We start from the raw sequence: 25,846 nt of genomic DNA on the forward strand, positions 1-25,846 counted from the left end.
TGGGCCATGACCCATTGCATCTATGATCTGTTTTTTTACAATTAACGTCGTAACCCATGAATATCGATCCAAAAGCGCTTGCCATTAGTTAATGTCACATGCGCATATGTTGACTGCGCGTTAGTCGCTTCTTCGGTTACCCAGACGATTTGTCCATCGTATAGTTTGCTATCAGTATTGATTTCAAATGTATCAAGGCTTGTGCGATATGGGCCGGAAGTGTAAATGCCATCAATGACGCCATTCTTATGCAACGATTCATCAATCACAGCAGTGTAGTTCACTTGCTTGCGGCTTGTTATTGGATAATACACTAATTTCTGAACCGCGTGACTATCAATCCAAAAAGCAGTTCCAGTCGTCAACGTAATATGTACGTATGTGGAGTTTACCGTTGTTGCCAACTTATCCACATGTCCGACTTGTTGATCATACTTCTTGCCATCGTAATTAATCGCCGCCGTCGCCAAGCTCGTCCGGTAAGGCCCTGACGAATAGACACCATCAACGACCCCATTAGGTCGAGCTAACTCATCGATTTTGGCATCATAACTCACGTCTTGTGACTTAAGCACCTGGTCAAAGCTCAACTTCTTCAACGCATGGACATCAATCCAAAAAGCGGTACCACTGGTTAATGTAATATGTGCATAAGTTGAGTTAGCTGTTGTTGCTAGTTTATCCACATGACCATTTTGTTGATCATACTTCTTGCCGTCATAATTGATCTCTGAGGTTGCCAGACTGGTTCGATATGGTCCGGATGCATACACACCGTCAACGACACCATTTGGTCGCGCAGCTTCATCGATTTTGGCATCATAGTTCACATTTTGCGAATTTAGAATCTTATCATAAGTCAGCTTCTTCAATGCATGGACATCGATCCAAAACGCGGTACCACTATTCAACTTAATGTGGGCATAGGTTGAATTGACCGTGGTTGCCAGTTTATCGACATGACCATTTTGTTGGTCATATTTCTTGCCATCATAGTTGATTGGAGACGTCGCTAAACTAGTTCGATAAGGCCCCGAAGCATAGACACCATCAACGATGCCATTTGGTCGCGCAGCTTCATCGATTTTGGCATCATAATCGACGTTTTGTTGATTGAGTATCTTATCATAGCTCGGTTTCTTCAATCCATGAATATCGATCCAAAACGACGTACCACTTAACAATTTCACATGAGCATACGTTGAATTCGCATTTGTTGCTTCCTTATCGACATGTCCATATTGTCCATCATATTTCTTGCTATCGGTATTTACCCGATAGGTTTCTGCGCTTGTGCGATATGGACCGGACTCATAAATCCCATCAACCACGCCGTTCTTGTGCAATGACTCATCAATTTGGACATCATAGCTAACGTTTTTTTGACTCGTAATCGGATAATAGGTCGGTGTCTTCAACGCGTGAATATCGATCCAGAACGTCTTATTATTGTCGCCAACGACTTGCGCATATGTCGACCATTTAGTACGTTCGGTTTTGATTACATGAACAAACTGCTGATCATACTTTGTGCCATCAGTGTTCGGCCAGTAAGTCCCTGTTGCAGTCCGATATGGACCGTTCAGGTAAACACCATCGCGGCGACTCGATTGATCGATCACCGCATAATAATCTTGCGACTTACTCTCTAAAACAGGATCCGATGTGGGTGTCTTCAACGCATGGATATCAATCCAAAATGTTGCCCCAGTAGTAGTTTTCACTTGAACATAAGTACTATGTGGTGTGACTGCTTGTTTCAGTTCTTGAACCACTTGGCCATTATACTTGACCCCATCAGTGTTGATTGCGGCAGTCGCGCTGCTGGTGTTGTACGGTCCGCTAGTATAAATACCATCCTTACGATTTGTTTGATCAATTTGCATGACACCACTGAGTGTCTTGCTGGATATGATTTGATCATATTACTTAGAGAACAAGCCGACATAATCAGTCGATGCATCGATAAATTTACCCGTAAATCCTGGCAAATAAGAAGTCGACGAGAACTGCCAAGCACCATAATTCTTTTCTAGTAGGTTGTTTTTGCTTGGTGTGGTTGGATAATGGGCATACCATGTCCTAGCCGCGCCAACTGTACCACTTGTCGCTGCTGCATAACCAGCCCCGTATAAACCTCCGGTATAAACGCCGTGATTCATGTAACCACCGGCAGACATAGTTTTCCAATACTGATTCAGATTGGTCCCAACAGATGAGACGTTTGTTTCTGCACCTTCCATATCAGCAAATACTAGCGTTGAAGTTGGTAAGCCTAAGGAATTTAAGACTTGGATCGTCTTTTTAGCCTCGGCTTGAGCGGTAGCTGTATTTCCGAATCTTGCAAAATGATAAACCGCAACATTCAAACCAGCAGCCTCAGCATATTTAATTTGAGAGGCGGCGTATGGATTCGAATAGTTCGTTGACTCGCTAATTTTGATAATGACAGTTTTAACACCCAGTTGCTTCAATTGCGTATATTGTGCTTGTGTCATCCAACTTTGATAAGAAGAAACATCGACTGCATCAACATGCGGCACACTGGTATTGCCAATCGCAAATTCAAGCGTGTTTTGCGCAGTGGCAGCAACCATAATAATTTGTTGCTGACGTCCAGTCTTTTGCTGATCTATTTGCCCCTGTTTCTTCGCTAAGGTCAACCACGTTGCGGCAGTATCAGTGTCTAAACTAGTAGGCATCTTCATCACATGCCGCGTTGAGGTAGAGCCTGATTCGTCGGTCATTGCCCACAACGCTTGATCATTGATAATCGCCCCAAGACTCCGATTGCTGGTTGATTCTTCTGACTCGTTTGAATGTCCATTGGTCAATTGAAAGGCGGCGTCAGCAACTTGTGCCGCTGCATCCACCTGTTGACTTGACTTCAAAATAACGGTTGATTGTTTCTGCTGCCCAGTCGTATCCACAGCTTGCGACGGCGCAGACTGTGAAATTGCATGCACCTCGGCGGGCTGTTGCATATTTGTGAGCAACAATGCCGAAAATAAGCCCGCGATTCCAAGTACCGACTTGGATTGTCGATTCAATTTCAAATTCTTCCCCCCTCAGAGATTTTTGCGTCTCTCACCAAGATCCTCAATGCTTTCTAAAATAACAACGAAATACTGAGGACAAAGACAAGTATACGTTACTCCGCGAATTCACACCGCAACCTATCCAATCTGTTATCTAAAAGTAACATATCGAACCATCAAGTATCAAAAAAACGCCACCTCTCTAATTTAGGGAGGTGACGCTTGCAAAACATTTATTTCTTCTGAAGTCCGTGAATATCAATCCAGAAGCTGGTACCGTTAGTCAATGTCAGATGCGCATAAGTTGAATTGCTATTAGTCGCTTCACGATCGACATGGCCAGACATACCATCATACTTTTTACTATCTGTGTTGATTGTGTAAGTATCCAAACTTGTCCGATATGGACCGGACTGATAGATGCCATCAATTACACCGTTCTTATGAAGGGCTTCATTAACAGTCGCGTCATAACTTACAGCTTTATCAGAAGTTATCGGGTAGTATGTCAGCTTTTTGACGGCGTTATGATCGATCCAGAAGCTCTTTCCTGATTGCAATGTCACATGGACATAAGTCGAGTTGCTGGTTGTTTCTTCCCGATCGACATGACCTAACTGTTGATCATAAAGTTTACCGTCCTTGTTAATGATGGAGGTTTCAAGACTAGTCCGATATGGGCCAGACGTATAGACACCATCAACAATGCCATTCTTCCGATGTGCTTCATCAATCTGTACATCGTAATCAACATTCTTTGAACTCAAGGCGGCATCGTATTTAATCGTCTTCAACCCATGAATATCAATCCAGAATGCTTTACCACTAGCAAGTGTGATATGAGCATAAGTCGAGTTAGCATTTCTGATTTCACGATCAACATGGCCGTACTGTTTATCATATTGCTTACTATCCGTGTTGATAGAAGATGTTGCTAAACTAGAGCGATATGGTCCTTCGGTATAAATCCCATCAATGACACCTTTTGGACGAGAGGATTCATCAACCTGTGCGTCGTAGCTAACTGACTTATCACTTAATGCTGGGAGATAAGCCACCTTCTTCAACGCATGGATATCAATCCAGAATGCTTTGCCGCTACTCAATGTAATATGAGCATAAGTGGAGTTGGCATTGCGAATCTCTTGATCAACATGACCAGCTTGTTGGTCATATTGTTTACTATCAGTGTTGATCGCGTAAGTCTCAAAGCTTGAACGATATGGGCCAGATGCATAAATACCATCGATAACGCCTTTAGGACGAGAAGATTCATCAACTTGAGCGTCGTAGTTAACATTGGAATGACTCAAGTTAGGATAATACGTCATCTTACTCAAGCCATGCACATCAATCCAAAATGCCGTCCCGCTAGCGAGCGTGATATGCGCATAAGTCGAGCGACTGGTAGTCGCTTCTTGATCGACATGACCGACTTGCATGTCGTACTTCTTCGCATCCTCATTGATTGGATAAGTGTCGGCAGTCGTGCGGAATGGTCCTGACGCATACACACCATCAATCACACCATTCTTGTGCAGACTCTGATTGACTTGTGCGTCATATTTCACCGGCTTCTGAGAAAGGATCTTATTGTATTCAACCGGTACTAACGCATGTGCATCAATCCAGAAGGTTGTGCCATTGGCCAAGCGGACTTTAGAGAACGTCGACCATTGAGTCCGGTCAGTTTCTAAGACATGGACAACTTGATCATTATATTTAATCCCATCCGTATTTGCTACATAAGCGGTCGGCGTGGTGCGATAAGGGCCATCTTTATAAACGCCATCTTTACGCTTGCTTTGGTTAATGACAGCATCACGATTTTCTGCCGTTGAAGACAAGATTGGATCTGGCGTCGGGGTCTTCAGCGCATGAATATCGGTCCAAAATACTGAGCCATTGGATGATTTAACCTGAACGTACGTACTTCTCTGGGTGGTTTCTTGCTTCAATAATTGAACCATATCACCATCATACTTCTTTGCATCAGTATTGATTGTTTGGGTATGGAAGTCAGTATTGTACGGTCCAGTGGTATAAACACCATCTTTGCGAGTGCTCTGATCGATTTGCATCACACCACTCACGTTCTTGCTGCTTAAAACCTTGTCGAACATTCCGTCATAGTAGGCCTTAGCTAAATCCAAGAACTGGGTTGTGTTGTAACCATGGCTGGATAAATAACTGATTGGATCGACATGATCAGTGCCGCCTAAGTAATGTGATACATCATAATGCGTCCACAAGGTGCCAACGCCGGCATGGGCAGATGCAAGTGATAATGTCCAACCGAAATAATGGGCAAGGTATGCGGTATACCATGCAGAGTTATTGATAGACTTTGCAAACTCAGTTGCGTTCCGTGCTGTCACCAATTCGAATTGAACAAACCGATGATTGGCGTATGGTCCTGCACCCCAACAGCCTTTATTAATATCATGAATGTTCAAAATGGTATTGGCATCAATAAACGTATGAACAAAGGCGTTTTGCCAATGTCCGCCATTGATTTCATAGTCAGCTTCGTTGCGCGCACTATATGTATGAGGATTTGCAGTTTGATGAAAAACGACCCCATTTGGCTTCTTGTCCGGCGTTGAATACGAAAAGATTTCGAAAGTATGTAGTTCTTTCGTAATCCCTACTGGACTAAGCTTGTGACTAGCGATATACGAGTTAACAGAGGAGCTCACGTGCAACTGACTCGCAGAAATCGTCGTTGCCGAAACTTCGGTTGGCCGATTCACGAATACCACGCTGACCCCGAATGCCACTCCAAGCAACCCAATGATCATGCTTCGAGAGATTCTTTTGTTCACTTTTCCCACCTCACAAAAATTTGATGCATATCCCCTGTCTTTAGAAATTTAAATCCGTATCGTCGGAATTCCTAAAGATATTGTTAAGTATACGCCAATTAGAATCACTATTAAAGAACCGCTTTCACCTGTTATGAGTATTTTTGCGTCAAGCAGGTACTCGTTTTGTGATGCAACACAATTGTAAAAAAAACATCTTGCCATTTGAGTGGTACTGCATGTCAAAAATCGATGGAATGAAATTTGTTCTTCATGACCTGATCATCATATAGCCCTATACACGAGGTGATCGTGATTACCTCATTGCGAAGTCGATCATTCCGCAAGCAAAACAAATGAACTGCTTATACAGAAAAAAATCTCTATCAACAGACAATCCGCCGATAGAGATCAGTAATGCATTTAACGTTGAACAGTAGCACGTTAACTCACTGGCTCACGCAATTCAAATTGAAAGCCTGCAACTAGTGTTTCGGCTAGCTTGATTACCTACTTATTTATCGCCAAAACCTTCTGAGTGAGTTTGATGCCAGTTCCAAGCCGTGGCAATGACTTGCTCAACATCATCGAACTTCGGCTTCCAGCCTAAAATAGTGCGTGCTTTGTCAGATGCAGCGATCAATGTTGATGGATCGCCTGGGCGACGTGGACCGATCTTAGCAGGGATCGGTTGGCCAGTGACTTTGCGCGCAGCGTTTAAAATCTCTAAGTTAGAAAAGCCAGTCGCAGAGCCCAAGTTAAAGGCGTTTGATTCATGGCCTTCCGATAAATACTTCATCGCGAGGATGTGGGCGTCAGCAAGATCGACAACATGCACATAGTCGCGGACGTTGGTGCCGTCTTTAGTGGGATAGTCATCGCCGAAGATCTGTAAACCGTCACGCGTACCAGCGGCTGCTTGTAAAATAATTGGGATCAAGTGTGTTTCTGGATGGTGATCTTCACCAATCGAACCGTCTGGCATGGCACCAGCGACGTTGAAGTAACGCAAGGCAACAAACTTGATGCCGTAAGCGACGTCTGCCCATTTGATGATTTTTTCCATTACAAGTTTGGATTCACCATAGGGATTCGTTGGCACTTGAGGATCATCTTCATGGATCGGCACTTGCTTTGGTTCGCCGTATGTTGCGGCAGTCGAAGAGAATACGATCTTCTTAATGCCGAATTCGTTCATTGCTTCAAGTAAGGTGATCATGCCAGAAGTGTTGTTGTCGAAGTACTTCAACGGATCTTTCATTGATTCTGGGACGATGGAGAAGGCGGCGAAGTGGATGACACCGTCGATTTTTTCTTTAGAGAACACTTGGCTCAAGAAATGGTAATCGCGAATATCACCTTGATAAAAGCGGGCTTTGGGATCAACCGCACGTTTGTGACCAGTGATCAAGTTATCCAATACCACCACGTCTTGGCCAGCTTTGATAAGTTGCGCAACAGTATGAGAACCAATGTATCCGGCGCCACCAAGAACTGCAATTGTCATTATAAATACCTCTTTTTCTACAGATACACTTATCATACCCGATTACTTGTTAAACGCTTTGAGAATCCGTTTTCTTATTTAAAACTTCTAAAAGAAAGACACGTACCTAGATGCTATACTATTGGTGGAGGTGGGAAAAATGAAAATTTCGCACATTTTAATTACCGGCATCGCTTTACTGACGCTGGCCGGGTGTCAGGCGAAACCAGACATTAGCAAACTCAATTCGAATTTAGATGACGCAATATCCGCAAAGCAATACGAAAAAGCTGAAGGGATCAACGATTCAATTCAATCGCTAGCATCAACTAAAACATCCACCAAGCGTGCCAAGGTCCTGCACGCAATCGTCTCGGCACAGGATGCACTTGAATCATCCAATTTTTCTCAAGCCATCAAGACCACCAAGAATTATGCCAACGGCAGTACCTCTCTTGAAGGCGTGGCTGCAAAACTCCATTCTCGTGCAACCACTCTCAATAAACAAAACAAATCACTCACAACTCAACTGGACGCGGCAAAATCCTCTGCTCAAACAGGAAATAACACTCAAGCTTTAACCACGCTCAATGAATTACTCGATGCCAAGGCCATCAAGCAACCTGAACTTCGTAATTTGTACATTAAAGCCTTGAAATTACGGATCTCACTTGAAGACACATCTCACAGCACGGATACCAGTACTGCCACAACAAGCACAACTGATCAAGCAAGTCAGGCTTCATCAACCAATGAGACCAGTTCTTCAGCTGCCTCACCTGAAAGTCAACCGATCGCAGGCTCTGACACCATCACAGATGCCGAGATTCAACAAGCGCGTGATGATATCAAAGGCCTAGGTGAAGATCCCACTTACTTCAGTAATAACGATATTCGCCGTGCCATTTTAAAGATGCGTGCAGCTGGTCGCAGTCATCTTACTGCTTCTGATTGGCAGTAATCCCTTTCTAGAGTCACAAAGCAAAAATCGCTTTGTGACTTTTTTGTTTGAAAAAATTAAGGAGCAGTTTTCTCCCCAGCAAAATACGCCTCCCAACGTTTCCGTTAGCAGGCGCATCGATGAGTGTTATATTAATTACACCAAAATTTTACGCCGAGGTGCTGTACGGTGTCAAACCACAAAAAAAGCGCCCACCTTCACAGGCAGACGCATCCCCACTATTTGGCATATTCGACAGTGCGCTTCTCGCGAATGACTGTCACTTTGATATGCCCTGGGTATTCGAGTTCTTTTTCGATTTGGTTGCGAATGTCACGCGCCAACACGACGGATTGCTCATCTGACAGCTTGTCAGGCTGAACGATCACGCGGACTTCGCGACCAGCTTGAATGGCAAAGGAGTGATCGACACCTGGATAGGCGTTAGCGATCGATTCCAGCTTTTCAAGACGGTGCAAGTAGTTCTCAAGCGATTCACTGCGGGCGCCTGGACGCGCGGCGGAGATCGCATCTGCGGCAGCGACTAACACGGAGATCACACTCGTTGCTGGGACATCCCCGTGGTGTGAGGCGATCGCGTTGATCACTGTGGCAGGTTCTTTGTACTTGGTAGCAAGCTCGACGCCAATTTCAACGTGCGAGCCGTCGACTTCATGATCCAATGCTTTGCCGATATCATGCAATAATCCGGCGCGTTTCGCCATAGTGACATCAACGCCTAGCTCGGCAGCCATTACTCCGGCAAGTTTCGCCACTTGAATGGAATGGTCGAGCACATTTTGGCCATAAGAAGTCCTGAAGTGTAAGCGGCCCAAGACTTTGATCAAGTCTGGGTGCATGTTGTGGATCCCGATATCAAAAATGGCTTGTTCCCCAAATTCACGGATGCGATCATCCATTTCTTTGCGGGCTTTGTCCACCATTTCTTCAATGCGAGCCGGATGGATCCGGCCATCTTGGATCAACTTTTCCAAAGCCATCCGCGCGATCTCACGACGGATCGGATCAAAACCAGACAACACCACAGCTTCTGGTGTGTCGTCGATGATCAAATCGATCCCTGTGAGCGTTTCCAACGTGCGAATGTTGCGGCCTTCACGACCGATGATGCGGCCTTTCATGTCATCGTTAGGTAAGTTGACCACGGTAACAGTCGATTCGGCCACGACATCCGAAGCCGAACGCTGGATCGCTTGGGCGATCAGCATTTTGGCTTGTTTGTCGGCAGTGTCTTTGGCTTCGGTTTCACTTTCTTTGATCAGCTTTGCTCGCTCATGGGCAAGTTCAGCTTTGGTATCAGTCAGGATGCGGTCGCGGGCTTGGCTTTTGGTCAATTCCGCAACTTGCTCTAAGGTCTTTTGTTGTTCGGCAATGATGGCAGCAATACTAGCTTCACGTTCATCTAGTTGTTGCTGCTTGGTATTTAGATTGGCATCACGATCAGACAGGCTTTGTTCTTTGCGATCCAGCGTGTCGTCGCGATGATCCAGTGTCGCTTCTCGAGTAACGTTACGGTTCTCCGCTTTTTGGACTTCATTGCGGCGATCTTGTAACTCTTGTTCCACTTGACTGCGGTACTCGTGGGCTTGATCTTTGGCTTCGATCAAGGTCTCTTTTTTAAGCGTGTTGGCTTCTTTTTTAGCGGCCTCAATTATCCCAGTGGCGCTGTCATGCGCTTGATCTAAGCTTTGTTGGTGCTTGCGATTTTGGATAATGTTCCCAATCCAAACCCCGATCGCTAAGGCGATGATCGCGACGAGGATAATTGCGGCCCATGTTCCTGAGCTCATCTGTTCACCTCCGCATCATCATAGCGATGGTTCTTATAGAACGTTCACTGATGCTATTTTATAGAATTAGTTAATACTATTCGATTGTAGCGAACCCACGCCTGCAAGTCAATCGAAGCTTCCTTGCTGTCTGGGGTAACGCTTGCAAAAAATGGACAGCTGGCGGCTGTCCATTGGGAAAAAGTTTATTTTCTTAAAGCACGATCAAACGACAAGAGGACCATTAGTCGCATGACTAACGCCTGCACCACAATGCCACCCGCAACATTGACGATGGCAACGCTTAACAACAACCACCAAGTTTTGCATTTTTGAATAGTGATCTCCCCTCACTATATATACGCAAAAAAACCGAGAATCATCTTCTCGGTCGATAAAAATTTTCAGTTAGGCGTTCAACGCTTGATAAATCGTGAATAATCCCGCTTTGACGGCGCGTCCGCGGACATCAGCGCGTGCTCCTGGAAAATGATACAAGGTCGCAGTCGTCGCCTTCCCTGGTTGCGCTAAGCCGATCCACACTGTCCCTGCTTCTTGTCCTTCTGAAGGTCCAGGGCCAGCGACGCCAGTAAAGGAAATCGCGATGTCAGCGTCAGCTTTTGCTAACGCACCATCAGCCATCGCAATTGCAGTTGGTTCGCTGACAGCACCATCGGCATTGATTGTCGCTTCATCTAAGCCTAAGAACAGTGCTTTGGTGTAATTGCTGTAAGTGACGAACCCACCTTTGAACCATTCGGATACGCCGGCAACATCACCAAGTGCTGATTGAAACGCCCCAGCAGTCAACGATTCTGCGGCAGTCAAGGTTAAGTGATGATCTGCCAACGCCTTCACTGCGACTTTTGCTAAGGAGTTATCATCGCCGAAGCCGTAGAAATATTGCCCGACGCGATCTAGCACCGCTTTTTGCATTGGGGCGATCAATGCTTGGGCGGCGGCTTCACTGTCAGCTTTTGCCGTGATGCGCAAGGTCACTTCCCAATCTTTAATGTAAGGCGCAATCGTCGGGTTAGTTTGCTGCTCGATCAAATCTTGCAACTCCGTAACTAACGCTGATTCACCGATGCCAAAGAAGCGCAAGACTTTACTTTGCAAAACGCTATTGCCGCCGAGCACCTTCAACAAATAAGGCACCAGTTGGTCGAGCACCATCGGCTTGAATTCTTTAGGTGGACCAGGCAGTAAAATGTAGCGATGTGCCGGTGCTTCATACACGGCGCCGACTGCTAAGCCGACGTGATTGGCCAACACATGAGACCCTTCAGGATATTGTGCCTGCACCCAGTTGTTTGGCGTCATCGTGTGATGTTGTTGTTCCGCGTAATGCGCTAATTTATCATGGGCGGGTTGATCAGTTGCAAGGTCGACGCCTAAATGCTTTGCGAGTACTTGTTTTGATAAATCGTCTTTTGTTGGGCCAAGGCCGCCGAGTAACACAACGACATCAGCACGAGAGTCAGCAAGCTGCAACGCTTGTTCCATACGTTCAGGATTGTCGCCGACGACTTGTTGATTCAAGCTATCGATGCCAAGATCTGCGAATTGCTTGGCTAAGAAGCTGGCGTTGGAGTTAACGATTTGACCGAGGAGAATTTCTGTTCCGACGGCAATGATTTCTGCTTGCATGAAGGGACCACCTTTTTTGAGTATTTTTTTAAATTGAGCAGCGTCGTGGTTTGCGCAACAACGCAGACACAGATAGCTACGCTTGAGACGTCACGCCAAGCCCAGGCGCAACGCCTCAAGCTAGGCTACCTGGTCTGCTAAAAGCGTTGCGCAAACCACTGGGGACCAAAAAACGCAGCGCACCACTCGGGCGACGCTGCGTTGATTGGTTAGAAGGAGTCTGAGAAGACGCCTCGGTTTTTGTAGAAATATTCCGTTCCAGAGTAAATGGTGAAGAATACCGCCAAGTAGAACAAGATCAAGTCGATGCGCAAGCTTAAGCCGAAGTTATTGAACATCAAGAAAATGATCGCAAACATTTGGGCGTTGGTTTTAATTTTACCTGGCCAAGCCGCTGCCATCACTTCGCCGCTGCCGGCGAGCAACAACCGCAAACCAGTGACCGCAAGTTCGCGCCACAAAATGATCGCCACACCCCAAGCAGGCACGGAGCCGCGCACTGCTAAGAAAATGAACGCCGTCATCACCAACAATTTATCCGCCAGCGGATCAGCGAACTTCCCGAAGTTCGTGACCAAGTGGTTGCGCCGCGCGATTTGCCCATCAGCAAAGTCCGTCAAGCACGCCACGATGAAAATGATCACCCCAACAAACCAACTGGTCGCCACTGGCTCGCCGAACACAGAAACTGTGCCAGCAGGCCAGTTGAAGACTAACAATAACGTGAAGATCGGGATCAAAATGATCCGCATCAACGTTAATTTATTTGGTAAATTCACCCTTAATTACCCGCACTTTCCGTTGTAAAGTTAATGGTTCGAACAAAACTTGTCCCATTGGAGATATCCACGTTGGTCTTGTTCAACTTAATGGTGGTCGTGGTGGCATTCCCAGACTTCACAGCAAAACTCGTGGTCCCTGCTGGCAAATCAACGGTGTGTTCTGCCCCTGCAGACAAGGTCCCTTGCCATGAAGCTGTGCCATTGATCAACACTTCGACCCAAGCGGCAGACTTAGAAGCACCAACCGTGATAGTGTTGGCAGTCGTTGGCCAGTTCTTCACTGTGACTGCTTGTGCAGAATTTGCTTCTGCCGCCACAGCAACACTTAACTTATCAGAAGCTTTAGAAGAACTGGACTTCTTAGCTTTCTTAGAGCTTGACGTCGACTTATCTGAAGAAGACTTTTCAGAAGCACTTGACGACTTGCTGGAAGACTTTTTCACTGAGCTAGATTTCTTTTTGCTAGATACCGTCACCGAACTTGCAGTATCTGGGATCGCTTGTTTGTTAGATTGTGACGACTTGAAAGTCACCACATACGCCACGCCGATGATCAATACCGCGATGACGGCAATGACGATTTGCGGCAAATAGCGACGGAGTTTGTTGACTGGTTTATCAGCGACAGCCCGCGTTTTGCGTGACTGACTTTCCACTGATTGCTCCACATATTCTTGCGGCTGTGTGTCTGGAATGTCTTGTTGAAATTGTGTCAACAAGGCATCAGAGTCGATGCCCACTGTATCGGCATATTGTTTGATAAACGCACGCACATAAAAGTCACCTGGCAGCGCATCGAAATTGCCTTCTTCGATGGCGATCAAGTAACGTTTTTGAATCTTGGTGATCTGTTGCAGATCATCCAAGGTATAGCCCTTTTCAATCCGGGCCGTGCGCAGTTTTTGCCCAATTTCATCCATTTGTTTTCTTCACCCGCTAAGTATTTAATGTCTATTTTCAGTATACCATGAATCGACATAGGCATGAATTAAGAAATTGTTGAGATACACTTACTGTAACCAACCACCAGTCACATAAAGCGTCTGGCCAGTGAGATATGCGGCTTCAGGTTTCAGCAAAGTCGCCACATAAAAGCTGATATCTTGCGGTTTGGCCAGGCGTGCTGCCGGAATTTCTTCTTTCACTGCCGCCAAAGTTTCTGGATCAAACATATGATTCATCTTGGTATCCACAGCACCAGGCGCCACCACATTCACAGTCATTCCTAAACTGGCGACTTCTTGGGCATAGGCCTTGACAAAAGCAGACTGTCCGCCTTTCACCGTTGAGTAAGCCACTTCCATAGCAGAACCTGCACCGCCGTACACCGATCCAATGAAAATGATCCGCCCGTGACCGCTTTGTGCCAATTTTTTTTCAACTTTGGTGAGGATGGCCATCGGGGTCAACAGATGCACCCGCATCAACGCGGTGAGTTCTTCAACAGTCGTGTCTTTAAACAAGTGATAATAAGTCTGCCCTGCCGCAAACACCACCGCGTCTAGGGAAAATAGTTGCCCCACCAAGTCATCGAGGTGTTCAGGATCAGTCAAGTCATAAGCGATCGGAATGAAATCTTGCTTGGGATATTGCTTCACCAAGCGGTCGATCAAGTCATCGACAGGATGCGCATGATAATGCAAGTACAAGGAGTAGCCTTCGCTGGCAAGTTTCTCTGCGATCGCCGTGCCGATATCACCAGAGGCGCCAATGATCAACACTGATGCCATGTTATGCCTCCTCACTTGGATAGATCACCAAACTGGCGACAGCGTCAGGATCAAATAATTGCCGCGCCGCTTGCAACACATCATCAAATTCGACAGCTTGCAACAACCGTTGGTAATCAAACAAGTTCACCTGACCAAAGCTTTGACTACTGATGCCATTGGCAATGCTCGACATCGAATTCAACGACATCGCATACTTCCCTAACGCTGCATGCTTCAACCGTTCAAACCGTTCAACGGTGAGTTCTGGTTGATCAACACCGCGAGCAATCACTTGTTGCAACGCGTCGATCAACGCCGTGGGATCATCAGCATCCCCACCAAGTGTGGCAAAATTAAAGGTCCGTTGGGCTTCAAAGCCGTAATCAAACGAATCATCAACGAGACCGGCATCATACCACTTTTGATAAAGCGGAGATGAATCCCCAAATAAGGCTTCTAACAATAACCGGGTAGCAATTTGTTGCTTTAAGCCAGCTTCGTCATCGACGATTTTCGTTTGGCCTTTGATCCCGACCATCACTTTTGGCCGCACCACTGGTAACGCCAATTCACGATGGGCGATCACGGATGTTTTATCAAGATCCCAATCCACACCACGAACGATCGGCTGCGGTGCTGGGAAAGCTTTCGCGGCTTGATTGGCAGCAACTAAAGCGATCACATGCTCAGGGTCAACTGGTCCGACCACGGTTAACGTCATGTTGCTAGGGTGATAGAACCGCGCATGTGCTTGATATAACATCTCCGGCGTGATCGTCGCAATCGAATCAATGGTCCCAGTCACATCAACAGATGCTGGGTGATCAGGATAAAGTGACCCCAACAACCCTAGATACAGGCGCCAACCAGGATCATCTTGATACATTTGAATTTCTTGGCCGATGATCCCTTTTTCTTTGTTGACGGTTTTGTCAGTGAAATAAGGATCTTGAACAAAATCTAATAACGTGTTGAGATTTTGATCTACAGCGCGACTGGCAGAGAATAAATACGCCGTCCGCGTCGTCGATGTGTACGCATTGGCGTTGGCACCAGTTTCTCCAAACAAGTCAAAAGCGTCATGATCGGCTTTTTCAAACATTTTGTGTTCGAGAAAATGCGCGATCCCTGCAGGCTGTTGCACCAGTTCAGTTTCACCTAATGGCACAAAGCTGGTGTCAATGGCCCCATAGTTAGTGGTGAACAGTGCATAAGTTTCATGAAAATCAGGTTTGGCAACCACCAACACCCGCAAACCATTGGGTAACGTCTGCGTGTACAGTGCTTCGCCTAAAGCTGGATAATTGTGTTTTTCCATCAGCTCACCTCATTTTCTAGCGTATAAATCGCTTGTAATTCAAAACCTTGAGCTGCTTGCATCACTTGTTCGCGAGACACCGCTTGAACGCCTTGGATAAACGTTTCCAGCGTGTGCGGTTGCGTTGGCCATAAGCTTTCCAGCAAGCCGATCCGGGCGAGAAATCTCGGGGCATCATAAGCCGTTTCGCGATTAGCGATCAACCCATCTTTCATGGTTTGCAACTGCGCATCAGTAAAATCACCTTGTTGGATCTGTTGCAATTGTTCAGTGATCAATTGCAGGACTTCATCGCGTTTTTCCGCGTCGATCCCTGTTTGGACTGTGACCAGATGCCGTGCTTGATCAAAGCTACTTGACGCATAATACGCAAGCGATGCTTTTTCCCGAACGTTGGTGAACAGTTTAGATAACGCAGAGCCGCCGAATAATTCATTGGCCACAATGGTTGCATAAGCTTTCTCACCGAAATAATCAGTATCGACGTGATAGCCGAGGTTTAATTTCGCTTGGATCACTGGTGCGATCACTTGATCAGTCAGCACCTCATGCATGGGCACGTCAACATCTAACGCTTCAACATCGACACGCCGTGGGGCAAAATCAAAGTCCCCAGCTAACTGTTGCACGGCAGTTTCATCAACATTGCCTAACACCACGATTTCGATGCGGTCTTGGGCAAGCATTTGTTGATACACTGCCACCAAGTGCTTCGCCGTGACTTTCGCTAACCCAGCAGGAGTGCCAAATGACGGCGTTGCTTGACTGGGATCGTCTTGAAAATACAACGCCTGCAGTCCAAGGCTAGCTTGAGTTTGGCGATCTTCTTCCAAACTTTCCAAATATTGTTTCAAGTTGTGTTGCTCGCGAGTGAAAATCGCCTCATCAAAGCGACCGTTGACCATCAATGGGTGCAACAATACTTGTTTTAAAAAGGCCATTCCTTGTGCTAGCAAGTCTGCTTGCGCCAGTTGGTCGCTGAGCAGATTCATTGACGCCGTGACGCGGTGCATGCGACCTTCTTTACCGACCCCGATGCCAAAGCTCGCACCAAACAACCCTTCCAAGTAAGCGGAAAGTTCTGATTGGGTCGGATACTTGCGACTAGCAGTTTCTAATACGCTAGTTAACAATGTCCGCGCCGCCACATCAGCTTTTTGTAGTGGCGCTAAGAAGTGCACTGCGATGCGAGTGGTTTTAAATTGCGTGGTGGGGATCACCGTTAAACCCACGCCTTGTGCTAATTGAATTCGCATGATTACTCCTGTTCTTCTGGGGGATCCACTAAAACTTTCCGTGGCTTAGCGCCGTCTGGTGGGGTGATAATGCCTTGTTGTTGCAAGTCATCGATCAACCGCGCCGCGCGATTATACCCAATTCTAAAGCGCCGCTGTAACAAACTAGTCGACGCGCTTTGTTGTTGAATGACAAACGCCTTGGCGTCTTCATATAATTCATCTTCAGAAGCGCCTTGCTCCCCTGATTCTGGCGCCTCACTAGGGGCCATGTCATCGATATATTCTGGTTGCACTTGATCGGTGATCGCAGAAACCACGGCTTCCACATCATCAGATGGGATAAACGCCCCTTGGATCCGCATTGGACTTGACGCATCGATCGGTTTGTACAACATATCCCCGCGGCCTAACAGCTTTTCAGCGCCGTTGGCATCTAAGATCGTTCGTGAATCGACGCCACTAGATACCGCAAAGGCGATTCGTGATGGAATATTCGCTTTGATCAACCCAGTGATGACATCAACAGACGGCCGCTGAGTGGCGATAATAATATGGATCCCTGCTGCTCGAGCCATTTGAGCAAGGCGCACGATCGCCGTTTCCACTTCATTGCCTGCCACCATCATCAAATCTGATAATTCATCAACGATCACCACAATGTAAGGCATTTTGGTCAAGGTCGCATCATCAGATTGTTCGACTTTTTTGTTGTATTCGCCCATGTTGCGAACACCGGCTGCCGCGAAGCGTTCATAACGGTGTTCCATTTCTTTAAGGACTTTGTTCAATGCACTTGGCGCAAGCTTTGCTTCAGTGACCACTGGCGTCAACAAATGTGGCACGCCGTTGTAAACGGACAATTCCACTTTCTTGGGATCGATCAACATCATTCGCACTTGATCAGGTTTAGCTGTCATTAAAATGCTCGTGATGATGACGTTGATCATGACTGATTTACCAGAGCCTGTCGCCCCGGCAATCAATAAATGCGGCATTTTGGACAAGTCCATCGTTTGGACATGTCCATTGACGTCTTTACCTAACGGGATCACCAATGGTTTGCCAGGATGCATCGGCGTTTGTTCCAACACATCGCGGTAGCCAACGGTTGCGATTTGCGTATTCGGCACTTCGATCCCGATCAGCGATTTCCCTGGGATCGGCGCTTCGATCCGAATGTCTTTGGCAGCCAGTGCTAAAGCTAAGTCGTCAGCTAAGTTAACGATTTTAGAGACTTTGACGCCTGTCGCCGGTTGAATTTCATACTGGGTGATCGACGGGCCTAAAGTCGCAGATTTCACAGAAACATCAACGCCAAAAGAATCCATCGTGTCTTTGAGCTTGATCCGGTTTTGTTTGATCAAGTTCACTTCTTTAGATTGATCGACCGTTTGCACCGGTGATAACAAACTGATCGGCGGCATAATGTAATCCGCACCAGCACTAGCCGTATCCAATTCCCCTTCGTCATCTGCAGGTTTTGGCTCAGGCTGTGATTCAGGCTTTGGTTGCGGTGCTACTGATTGCGGCGCAGGCGTTGGGGCATTGATGGTGAAATCATCAGCTTCAGCCCGCGGTTTTGGTAAGTCTTTATCAACAGTTGGTTTTGCTTTTTTAGGTTTGGGTTGTCGCTTAGGCCGCTGCTTTGCTTGGTCTTGCATATTCGCGATCCCAGTTTTCAAACTGTTGATTATTTTCGCAAAACCTTGGCCGATCACATGAAACACATGAAAAACTTGTTCCGCTTTGACGCCAGCAATAATCAAGATCCCGACGACCGTCAAAATCCCAAATAAGATCTCAGTGCCGATCATTGAGATCAGCGGGGCAAACAACCCAAACAACAAGCCGCCAACTAAACCACCACCAGCGTCACTGGTCGTCGTCACCAAAGCAAAATCATTTTGCAACGTGCGCCAAATCGCCAGTTCAAAGTGGCTGTGGACATTGAGTTGCGTCATCGACAAGCCGGTCACCAATACCAAAATACTGATATAAGCAAGCAGTCCGCCCCACAACCACCGCGGACGAATATGTGGGAGCGTTGCGGTGGCAGTCAACCACGCACCAAAGCCGGTGAAAAGTACGGTGAGAAATAAGAAAGTGTTCCCACCGATCAAGCGGAAGCAGTTAGCAAACACCGCGCCGATCAGCCCGAGGCGAAACATGGCTAATAAGCCGATCACGACGAAGACGACCCCTACCCAATTTAAAGTATGGTCTTTTGTCGCGGTGCGGCGGGCTGGTTTGCGTTTGCGGGTGGTCGGTTTACGTCTAGTTGCCATGTTTGCCTCCTCAAAGCTCTTAACTCACCTATTATACACGACGTGAACCGCTAATGAAAAAAGGCTTTCGACTGATATTTTTGCATGAAAATAAATGTGTCATTGACACGAAAATCTGTGGGCTCCGATGATTTAGCGCGACTGCAGTGAATTGGACAAGTTGCCGGTGCGGCCGTTTGCAGAAATCGGCGTTTCGCGTATTTTACTCCTACTGGCAATTGTCCAATTCACCTCCGTTTTGCCAAATCATCTCCACCCACAGATTTTGCCAGCTTACAAATTAAATCCGCTCACGTGCGACTTCATTTGAAAGATAAAATGTCATATCAACATCGACAGAATGCGTTTCGTAGCCATCAGGTGAGCGTGAGCTAGCGTAGTGAAGGAAGTGAAATCATCGAACGTGGCAGAAATATTAGCTAAGACAGCGGGTTTCTGGCTTAGCTAATATTTCAGGTAAATTTCAAGACAAGCGATTTTCTTGGCTTGAAATTTAGGTGAAAGAGCATCGGCGTTCTTTGCCGATTTCTGCAACCAGCCGGCCACGAGAGATGATTTCAGTTCCGTAACGGAGCTAGCCCACTGTCGCTCGACGGCGACACATCCAAACGAAAAAGCCTGACTTCGCAGTCAGACTTTCTCAACTAATCTTTGTTCTTCATGGCCGCTTTCAACGCTAACGCCAGCGGACTTTCTTCTTCAGGTTCCGCTTGTTTGCTGTATTGTTTCATCAAGCGCTGGGTCTCGCGTTTGTTCACACGCCCTTTTTTCCCTTTAGCCGCAGACATTTGTTCCGTGTTGCCGCAGTTTTGACACTTGAAGTAATCGCCGTTGTTGCCAGTCAAGATCACCATTTTCTTGTGACAATTCGAGCAGCGGTGATTTGAAAGCTTCGGATCGCGGAAACGACTGTAGTGACATTCAGGATTCGAGCAAATCAACTTCACGCCCATTTTGGTGGACTTCTCACGCAAGCGCGAACCACATTCTGGACATTTCTTCATCGTTAAGTTGGGATCGTCGTATTTGACGGTGCTTTGCTTGACTTCTAAGACTAAGCGCTTGGTTGCCGCTTTAATGTCACCCATGAACGCTGAGCGTGTGGTTTGCCCTTTTTCAATGGCTTGCAGTTGAGCTTCCCAACGTGCGGTGAGATCTGGCGTCACGAGATCTGGATTGACGAGTTTCAACAACGCATGACCTTTGGTGGTGACCAGCAGTTCGCGACCACGCTTTTCCATTGAACCTGCAGCTTGCAATTTGTCGATAATATCGGCGCGCGTCGCCGGGGTCCCTAAACCGAAATGATCCATTTTTCCCAGCAACGTTGCTTCGTTCAGCCGGGCTGGTGGATTCGTTTGATGAGCTTTCACCAGAAACTTACCAGAAAGCTTCGCACCAACTGGTAATGCCTCGGCACTAGACTTCTCCACCGCTTTAAACCCAGGTTCAATGACGCTAGTCGTCTTCACGGTTAAAGTTTGCTTGCCAGCTTGCAACGTGTACGTCAACACATCTGCGCGATAGGCGGGCTTGAACAAATCGATGAACCGCATTGCGATCAAGCGATAAATCTTCAATTCATCTGGTTCCAAACGACTCGGTTCCACCATTTCTTCAGTAGGGATCAAGCCGTAATGGTCGCCAACTTTTGCATCGTTGTACACATAATCTGGCGCGGTACCACGTTTTGCCAGTTGCGCCGCAGTTTTAGAAAAACGCCCCATCGCCGCCAGTCGCGCACCCATCGTCGCTTTCAAGTCAGTGGTCAAATACCGAGAATCAGTCCGAGGATAAGTGACTAACTTCTCGCGTTCGTACAATCGTTGCAAAGTGTTCAGCGTTTGCTTCGGCGAGAAACCGTACTGAAGGTTTGCGACTTGTTGCAATTCATTCAAATCAAAAGGCAATGGCGGCTGCACCGTTTCATGTTTGGTTTTCACTGCAGTGACGGTGAGTTGTTGCTTGCTCAACTGGTCGGCTTCCACTTGCGCAAGGTGTTGATCTGAGAATTGATGATCTAAGCTCGCGTTACCTAATGGCGTCTTCACACTGAGTTGATAATAAGTCTGCGGTTTGAATTGATTGATTTTCTCCTCTTGTGCCGCAACAAACGCTAAGGTCGGCGTTTGTACCCGACCGGCAGACAGGGAATCGTGATACTTCACCGTCAACGCGCGGGACACATTCAAACCCACTAACCAATCAGCTTCAGCACGAGCAAGCGCGGCTTGATGCAAGTTTTCAAAATCTGACGCTGGCCGCAAATGCGCAAAACCGTCAATGATTGCGGCATCAGTTTGCGAGGAGATCCACAAACGCTTAAGCGGCTTGTTGAACTTCAAATAATCAAAAATATACCGCGCGACTAGCTCCCCTTCACGCCCTGCATCAGTGGCAATAATGCCGACTTTAATATCTGAGCGCTTGGCCAAGCTTTTGACCACAGCAAGTTGTTTGTGCGTTTCTTTCAGCGGCGTGATCTCTAAGGTTTCTGGGATCATCGGCAAGGTGTTGAAGGTCCACTCCGCCCATTCTTTGTGGTATTGTTCAGGCATTTTCAACGTTAACAAATGCCCTAGCGACCAAGTGACAATGTAGCCATTGCCTTCAAAATAGCCGGCATGTTTTTGATCAGCGTGTAAAACGCGGGCAAGTTCAGCGCCAACGCTAGGTTTTTCTGCAAGAACCAGTTGCATAAGGATCCTTTCTACTTGAGCTTGTCGTGTTCGTAGGTGTGGGTGCGTTCAAGGCCGGCGAAGTTTTGTTGACGCAAGGCTTCAAAAATCACCAACGCCGCACAGTTAGACAAGTTCAAGGCACGTACGTTATCAGTCATCGGGATGCGCACCGCTTTTTCAGGGTTTTCGCGCATGAACGGTTCTGGCAAGCCAGTGGTTTCCTTGCCGAACATGTAGTAATGATCTTTGGTGGTATCGGAGTAGTCGACATCAGAATAAGTCTTGTCAGCAAACTTCGAGACCAAATACAAGTAGCGCGTATCAGGAACAGTGGCCATGAAGTCTTCAAGCGAATCATGGTACACGATTTTCACGCTGTTCCAGTAGTCTAAGCCGGCGCGCTTTAAATGCTTGTCGTCGGTTTCAAAGCCCAGCGGTTTGATCAAATGTAAATAAGAGTCAGTCGCCGCAGCAGTGCGGGCGATGTTACCAGTGTTTGCTGGGATCAGCGGTTCAAACAAAACGATGTGATTAGCCATGATTGCCTCCAAAATTTGTATGTGACTATTCTACCACAGTCCATGAAAAAGGCTGTGAAACAAAGCAGGCTGACACCAAAATACAAACGAGGCACCCCGTAAAGTCGCACATTGACTTTGCGTGGTGCCTCGCTTGTATAGCACGTTCTATTTTGAAATTACAGCGCTTAGGCTTGCTTGGCTGCCAGTTCGCGTTGCTTCCCAAGTTCTGCTAAATGCACTTCATGCGTCAAAAAGGCGTGAGTCTTAGCTTCATAGCGATATTCACGCCCGAGTTTCACCAAGTAGCCGTTGATATAGTCCACTTCTGTTGGGCGATAGTTGTGCATATCTTGATACATCGAAGGATAATGCAGTGGCATCGCGTCTTTGGACACATACATGATGCTGGCGACTTCATCTTGGCGGGTGTTGATCATTTTCACGCCGGCACGTTCGCAAACATCATACGCTTCATCGATCAATTGCCGCGCCATTTCTTCAGCGCCATCATAAGCAGCGAATTCACCCATCGTCATTTCAAACATCGTGCAAATGGTATTGACCACTGAGTTGAAGACGACTTTTGCAAGGATCGTCCCCATGAAGTTGGTGGTGAGTGTTGGATGGAATTGCGCTTTATCCAATTCGTCAAACAATGCATGGGTGAAGTCGTCAGGCTTTTCCGTGTAGTTGGCCATGTTCATCGAACCGGCGCCGCGCTTGCCGATAAAGTCAACATCCCCGGCCCCGTTGAGCACCGTGGCCACTAACGCAGTGCCAGCGATGATTTTTTCAGGGGCAAAGTATTTGGCGAGCTTTTCAATATGGCCATAGCCATTCATGCAAGTGAAGGCGTATTGCGTTGGTTTAAAGAATGAGGCGCAACGCTTCAACATGTCGGCTAACTGCATTTGCTTCAAGAAGAAAATGTAGCAATCAGGCTCGCCTTGATAATCTTCAGGGTAAGAAATGTTGATCGGCACCAGATGTTTATCCTCGTGGTCGCGTGACACGTAAGCCCCGCCTTGCGCTTTGATCGTTTCCACGTTTTTGTCCCAACCATCAATAAAATCAACGGTGTTGCCAGCTTCTTGTAACAAGATCCCGTAACGTAACCCCATGGCGCCTGCGCCGATCACTGCAAATTTCATCATCATTACCCCATTTCATTATTATTGATTTCTAATATACGCTTAATCTTACAAAATGGGGAAGAAATTTGCAGAACTTGCGGAAATTCAGTTTGAAGGCATAAAAAATACCGCCTCGGTGTCTAGCACGGCGAGACGGTACCTTAATAAAGTTTCCTATCGCTAACTTTAATCAATTTCCCAAAAGCAAGCCCTGATTAAAGCCAGAAATAAAAATGCTTAAGAGTAATTTAACACCAACAGATGCATTTTGCAACACTAAGCATGAGATTTCGTCACCTGTAACAATTTGACGGCGACATGAATGCTGGCCGGTGGGTTCGCTAACAGCTCTGCGCGCTTATCTGCTGGGGCTTGCCAGCTTAACGGCGTCATCGCCACAATATCTTCAAACTGTGCGGCATTTACAGGGAAATCATAGGTAATGTCTGAAACTTCTGCATCTGGATAAGTCTCGAGGAACCGTTGCAACACTGGCGCATTGGAATAAGTGCCTTTCGGTGTGCCAGCATACAACCCTTGCCGCAACTCCCGCAAATAATCAGCTTCAGGGATCACTTTAAATAACCGCCCACCAGCTTTCAACACCCGATCAAACTCTGCATACGCCCCAGGTGAAAATAAATCGACCAGCACATCAAAAGAATCATCAACAAAAGGCAGTCGCGCCAGGTCTGCAACACAGAAAAATGCTGATGTGTCTAGTGCTCCAGCTAACTGGATCGCCGGTGCGGAAATATCAAAGCCGATCGCGTCAGCACCAGTTTTGGCCAGGTCTGCCGTCGGTGTGCCTTCCCCGCAGCCGATATCAAGGAGGCGTTCATCCCCGCTCAGTTGCGCGGCGATACGTTCCACAAAAGGTGAAAACAACCCTGCTTGTAACACTCGCCGCCGCGCTGCAAGCATTTCTGCGGTGTATTCAGTTTTCACCGGCGCATTCAAGAAGTTGACCGTCCCCTTTTTCGCGAGGTCATAGCGATGTGCATTGGCGCACAACAACGAGCGGCCTTCCACAAACAGCGGCTCATGACACACCGGACAAGCAAACAATGGTCCTAACCCTGCTGCCCATTGTGCCTTTGTATCGATTTTTTTCAATTAATTTCCTCCCGGCGTGCCAGCCTGCGTAATTTCTTGTAGAATGGAAGTTATAGAAACTACGGAGGGTCTCGCCATGCTTGCAATCTACAAGTTCGATGATACAAAAGCAAAGCTCACGACGCAAACCAAAATCACCCCAGGCGTGTGGATCAATGCCGTCGCCCCTGATGAAAGCGAACGCCAGCGCCTCATGGAAAAAGCTCATGTCCCAGAAGACTTTCTGTTATATGGCTTAGATCCTGATGAAGGGGCGCGTTACGAATACGAACCAGATGACGATGCGCATCTGTTGATTTTTGATATGCCGATCGCCGGGCTCGACAAGAAAAAGCGCGTCACTTACAAAACAGTGCCTTTGGCGATCATCATGACTAAAACTGCGATCATCACCATCGATCAACAATCACGACCGCTGCTGGCGATGTTCGCGGAAAATCGCGTTCCGCACTTCAACCCGGGCAAGCGCAATCAAGCGAGCTTGATGATGTTGTATCAAGTGACGATTGCTTATTTGGCGTACTTGCGCGACATCAACAAAGCCCGCGAAGCTTTAGAAAACAAGTTGCAAAACAACTTGAAAAACGAAGAACTCTACGCCTTAATGGGCATTCAACGCGGCTTAGTGTACTTTATGATGAGTATTAAAACCGACCGTAACGTCCTTGATCAACTTAAGCGCACCAATCCACTAGGTTTAGACGAAGATGATCAAGATCTGCTCGATGACATCATCATTGAAAATCAACAAGGCTCTGAAATGGCCGCGATCTCCAACTCCATCTTAAACGAAACCAGCGACACCTATTCTTCGATCATTAACAACAACATGAACGGCGTCATGAAATTCTTAACGTCGTATTCGATCATTTTGACGATCCCAACGTTAGTCTTTTCTTTCTACGGCATGAACGTCGAATTGCCTTGGGCGAATATGCATGCCAGCTGGATCATCACCATTGCCATTTCCATTGCGATCGGGATTGTCGTTGGCTTTGAGTTCTGGCGGAAGAAATACTTCTAGGCTGCGACAGTTTGGCGCCGCTACGTTGAAATGGATAAGTTCCTGGTGCGGCCGACTGCAGAAATCCACGTCGCCGTGAGTTGCAATTGGGTCGGAAGCTGGCCGCCACGCCATAGTGAGATTTGCCTTAGCGGTTTACCGCTTAGGCAAAGCTGCAGGGAAAGATCCGGCGAGAGGTGAGCGTAGCGAAACTCTCGGCTAGGCAATCCCTTGGACCCTCACTATGGCGTGGCGAGCCAGCTGGAGATCCAATTTCAACTCACTTGCCTACACACTAACTCAATATTCGCATTTAAGTCTGCTTCGGCAGGCTTTTTTCGTGGAATAA

18 protein-coding genes are annotated in these 25,846 nt (G+C 47.0%); 2 read left to right on the forward strand and 16 right to left on the reverse strand.

Annotated features, from left to right (window positions below; genetic code table 11):
• Positions 1-41 precede the first annotated feature (41 nt).
• The 4 genes from EKM92_RS07480 to galE form a co-directional block, all read right to left on the reverse strand.
• A complete protein-coding gene (locus tag EKM92_RS07480; RefSeq protein WP_338035111.1) occupies positions 42-1,916 on the reverse strand; it encodes an SH3-like domain-containing protein in 1,875 nt (624 codons plus the stop codon).
• A gap of 9 nt (positions 1,917-1,925) precedes the next feature.
• A complete protein-coding gene (locus EKM92_RS07485) occupies positions 1,926-3,056 on the reverse strand; it encodes a GH25 family lysozyme (RefSeq protein WP_125709430.1) in 1,131 nt (376 codons plus the stop codon).
• A 215-nt stretch (positions 3,057-3,271) separates the two neighbouring features.
• On the reverse strand, positions 3,272-5,863 hold the full coding sequence (locus tag EKM92_RS07490; RefSeq protein WP_125709432.1) for a GW dipeptide domain-containing protein: 2,592 nt from the start codon (positions 5,861-5,863) through the stop codon (positions 3,272-3,274).
• Between the two features lie 493 nt (positions 5,864-6,356).
• Entirely contained in the window at positions 6,357-7,349 is a 993-nt protein-coding gene (gene galE, locus EKM92_RS07495; RefSeq protein WP_125709434.1) for a UDP-glucose 4-epimerase GalE, read from the reverse strand.
• A 139-nt stretch (positions 7,350-7,488) separates the two neighbouring features.
• Here galE and EKM92_RS07500 point away from each other — a divergent pair, with 139 nt between their 5' ends.
• Positions 7,489-8,289 (forward strand): hypothetical protein, encoded by an 801-nt coding sequence (locus EKM92_RS07500; RefSeq protein WP_125709436.1) that lies wholly within the window; start codon positions 7,489-7,491, stop codon positions 8,287-8,289.
• Between the two features lie 218 nt (positions 8,290-8,507).
• On the opposite strand, the gene rny is transcribed toward EKM92_RS07500, so the two are convergent.
• From rny to EKM92_RS07560, 12 genes are all read right to left on the reverse strand, one after another.
• Complete coding sequence (gene rny / locus EKM92_RS07505) at positions 8,508-10,079, reverse strand: ribonuclease Y (RefSeq protein ID WP_125709438.1); 1,572 nt, start codon at positions 10,077-10,079, stop codon at positions 8,508-8,510.
• 387 nt (positions 10,080-10,466) lie between these two features.
• Positions 10,467-11,708 carry a competence/damage-inducible protein A gene (locus EKM92_RS07510; RefSeq protein ID WP_125709440.1) on the reverse strand — a complete coding sequence of 414 codons (1,242 nt, stop codon included), beginning with the start codon at positions 11,706-11,708 and terminating at the stop codon, positions 10,467-10,469.
• Positions 11,709-11,917: 209 nt separating this feature from the next.
• A complete protein-coding gene (gene pgsA / locus EKM92_RS07515; RefSeq protein WP_125709442.1) occupies positions 11,918-12,487 on the reverse strand; it encodes a CDP-diacylglycerol--glycerol-3-phosphate 3-phosphatidyltransferase in 570 nt (189 codons plus the stop codon).
• A gap of 2 nt (positions 12,488-12,489) precedes the next feature.
• Positions 12,490-13,410, reverse strand: coding sequence for a helix-turn-helix domain-containing protein (locus EKM92_RS07520; protein ID WP_125709444.1), 921 nt, complete (start codon positions 13,408-13,410; stop codon positions 12,490-12,492).
• 90 nt (positions 13,411-13,500) lie between these two features.
• Positions 13,501-14,220 (reverse strand): elongation factor P 5-aminopentanone reductase, encoded by a 720-nt coding sequence (ymfI, locus tag EKM92_RS07525; protein WP_125709446.1) that lies wholly within the window; start codon positions 14,218-14,220, stop codon positions 13,501-13,503.
• A 1-nt stretch (position 14,221) separates the two neighbouring features.
• The gene (yfmH, locus tag EKM92_RS07530; RefSeq protein ID WP_125709448.1) at positions 14,222-15,520 is read right to left on the reverse strand and encodes an EF-P 5-aminopentanol modification-associated protein YfmH; all 1,299 of its coding nucleotides are present in this window, start codon (positions 15,518-15,520) and stop codon (positions 14,222-14,224) included.
• Complete coding sequence (gene yfmF, locus EKM92_RS07535) at positions 15,520-16,776, reverse strand: EF-P 5-aminopentanol modification-associated protein YfmF (protein WP_125709450.1); 1,257 nt, start codon at positions 16,774-16,776, stop codon at positions 15,520-15,522. The genes yfmH and yfmF overlap by 1 nt, the downstream gene beginning before the upstream one ends.
• Before the next feature lie 2 nt (positions 16,777-16,778).
• Positions 16,779-19,043 (reverse strand): DNA translocase FtsK, encoded by a 2,265-nt coding sequence (locus EKM92_RS07540; protein WP_125709452.1) that lies wholly within the window; start codon positions 19,041-19,043, stop codon positions 16,779-16,781.
• A 644-nt stretch (positions 19,044-19,687) separates the two neighbouring features.
• Positions 19,688-21,742, reverse strand: coding sequence for a DNA topoisomerase 3 (locus EKM92_RS07545; protein ID WP_125709454.1), 2,055 nt, complete (start codon positions 21,740-21,742; stop codon positions 19,688-19,690).
• A gap of 11 nt (positions 21,743-21,753) precedes the next feature.
• Positions 21,754-22,263, reverse strand: a complete 510-nt coding sequence (trmL, locus tag EKM92_RS07550) for a tRNA (uridine(34)/cytosine(34)/5-carboxymethylaminomethyluridine(34)-2'-O)-methyltransferase TrmL (RefSeq protein WP_125709456.1) — start codon at positions 22,261-22,263, stop codon at positions 21,754-21,756.
• Between the two features lie 167 nt (positions 22,264-22,430).
• The gene (locus EKM92_RS07555) at positions 22,431-23,396 is read right to left on the reverse strand and encodes a ketopantoate reductase family protein (protein WP_125709508.1); all 966 of its coding nucleotides are present in this window, start codon (positions 23,394-23,396) and stop codon (positions 22,431-22,433) included.
• A gap of 258 nt (positions 23,397-23,654) precedes the next feature.
• Positions 23,655-24,494 carry a methyltransferase domain-containing protein gene (locus tag EKM92_RS07560; protein WP_125709458.1) on the reverse strand — a complete coding sequence of 280 codons (840 nt, stop codon included), beginning with the start codon at positions 24,492-24,494 and terminating at the stop codon, positions 23,655-23,657.
• A 76-nt stretch (positions 24,495-24,570) separates the two neighbouring features.
• On the opposite strand from EKM92_RS07560, the gene EKM92_RS07565 reads away from it, so the two are divergent.
• Entirely contained in the window at positions 24,571-25,518 is a 948-nt protein-coding gene (locus EKM92_RS07565) for a magnesium transporter CorA family protein (protein WP_125709460.1), read from the forward strand.
• Positions 25,519-25,846: the final 328 nt, after the last annotated feature.

Origin of the sequence: Lacticaseibacillus porcinae (assembly GCF_003946305.1) — a bacterium.
Classification (GTDB): domain Bacteria; phylum Bacillota; class Bacilli; order Lactobacillales; family Lactobacillaceae; genus Lacticaseibacillus; species Lacticaseibacillus porcinae.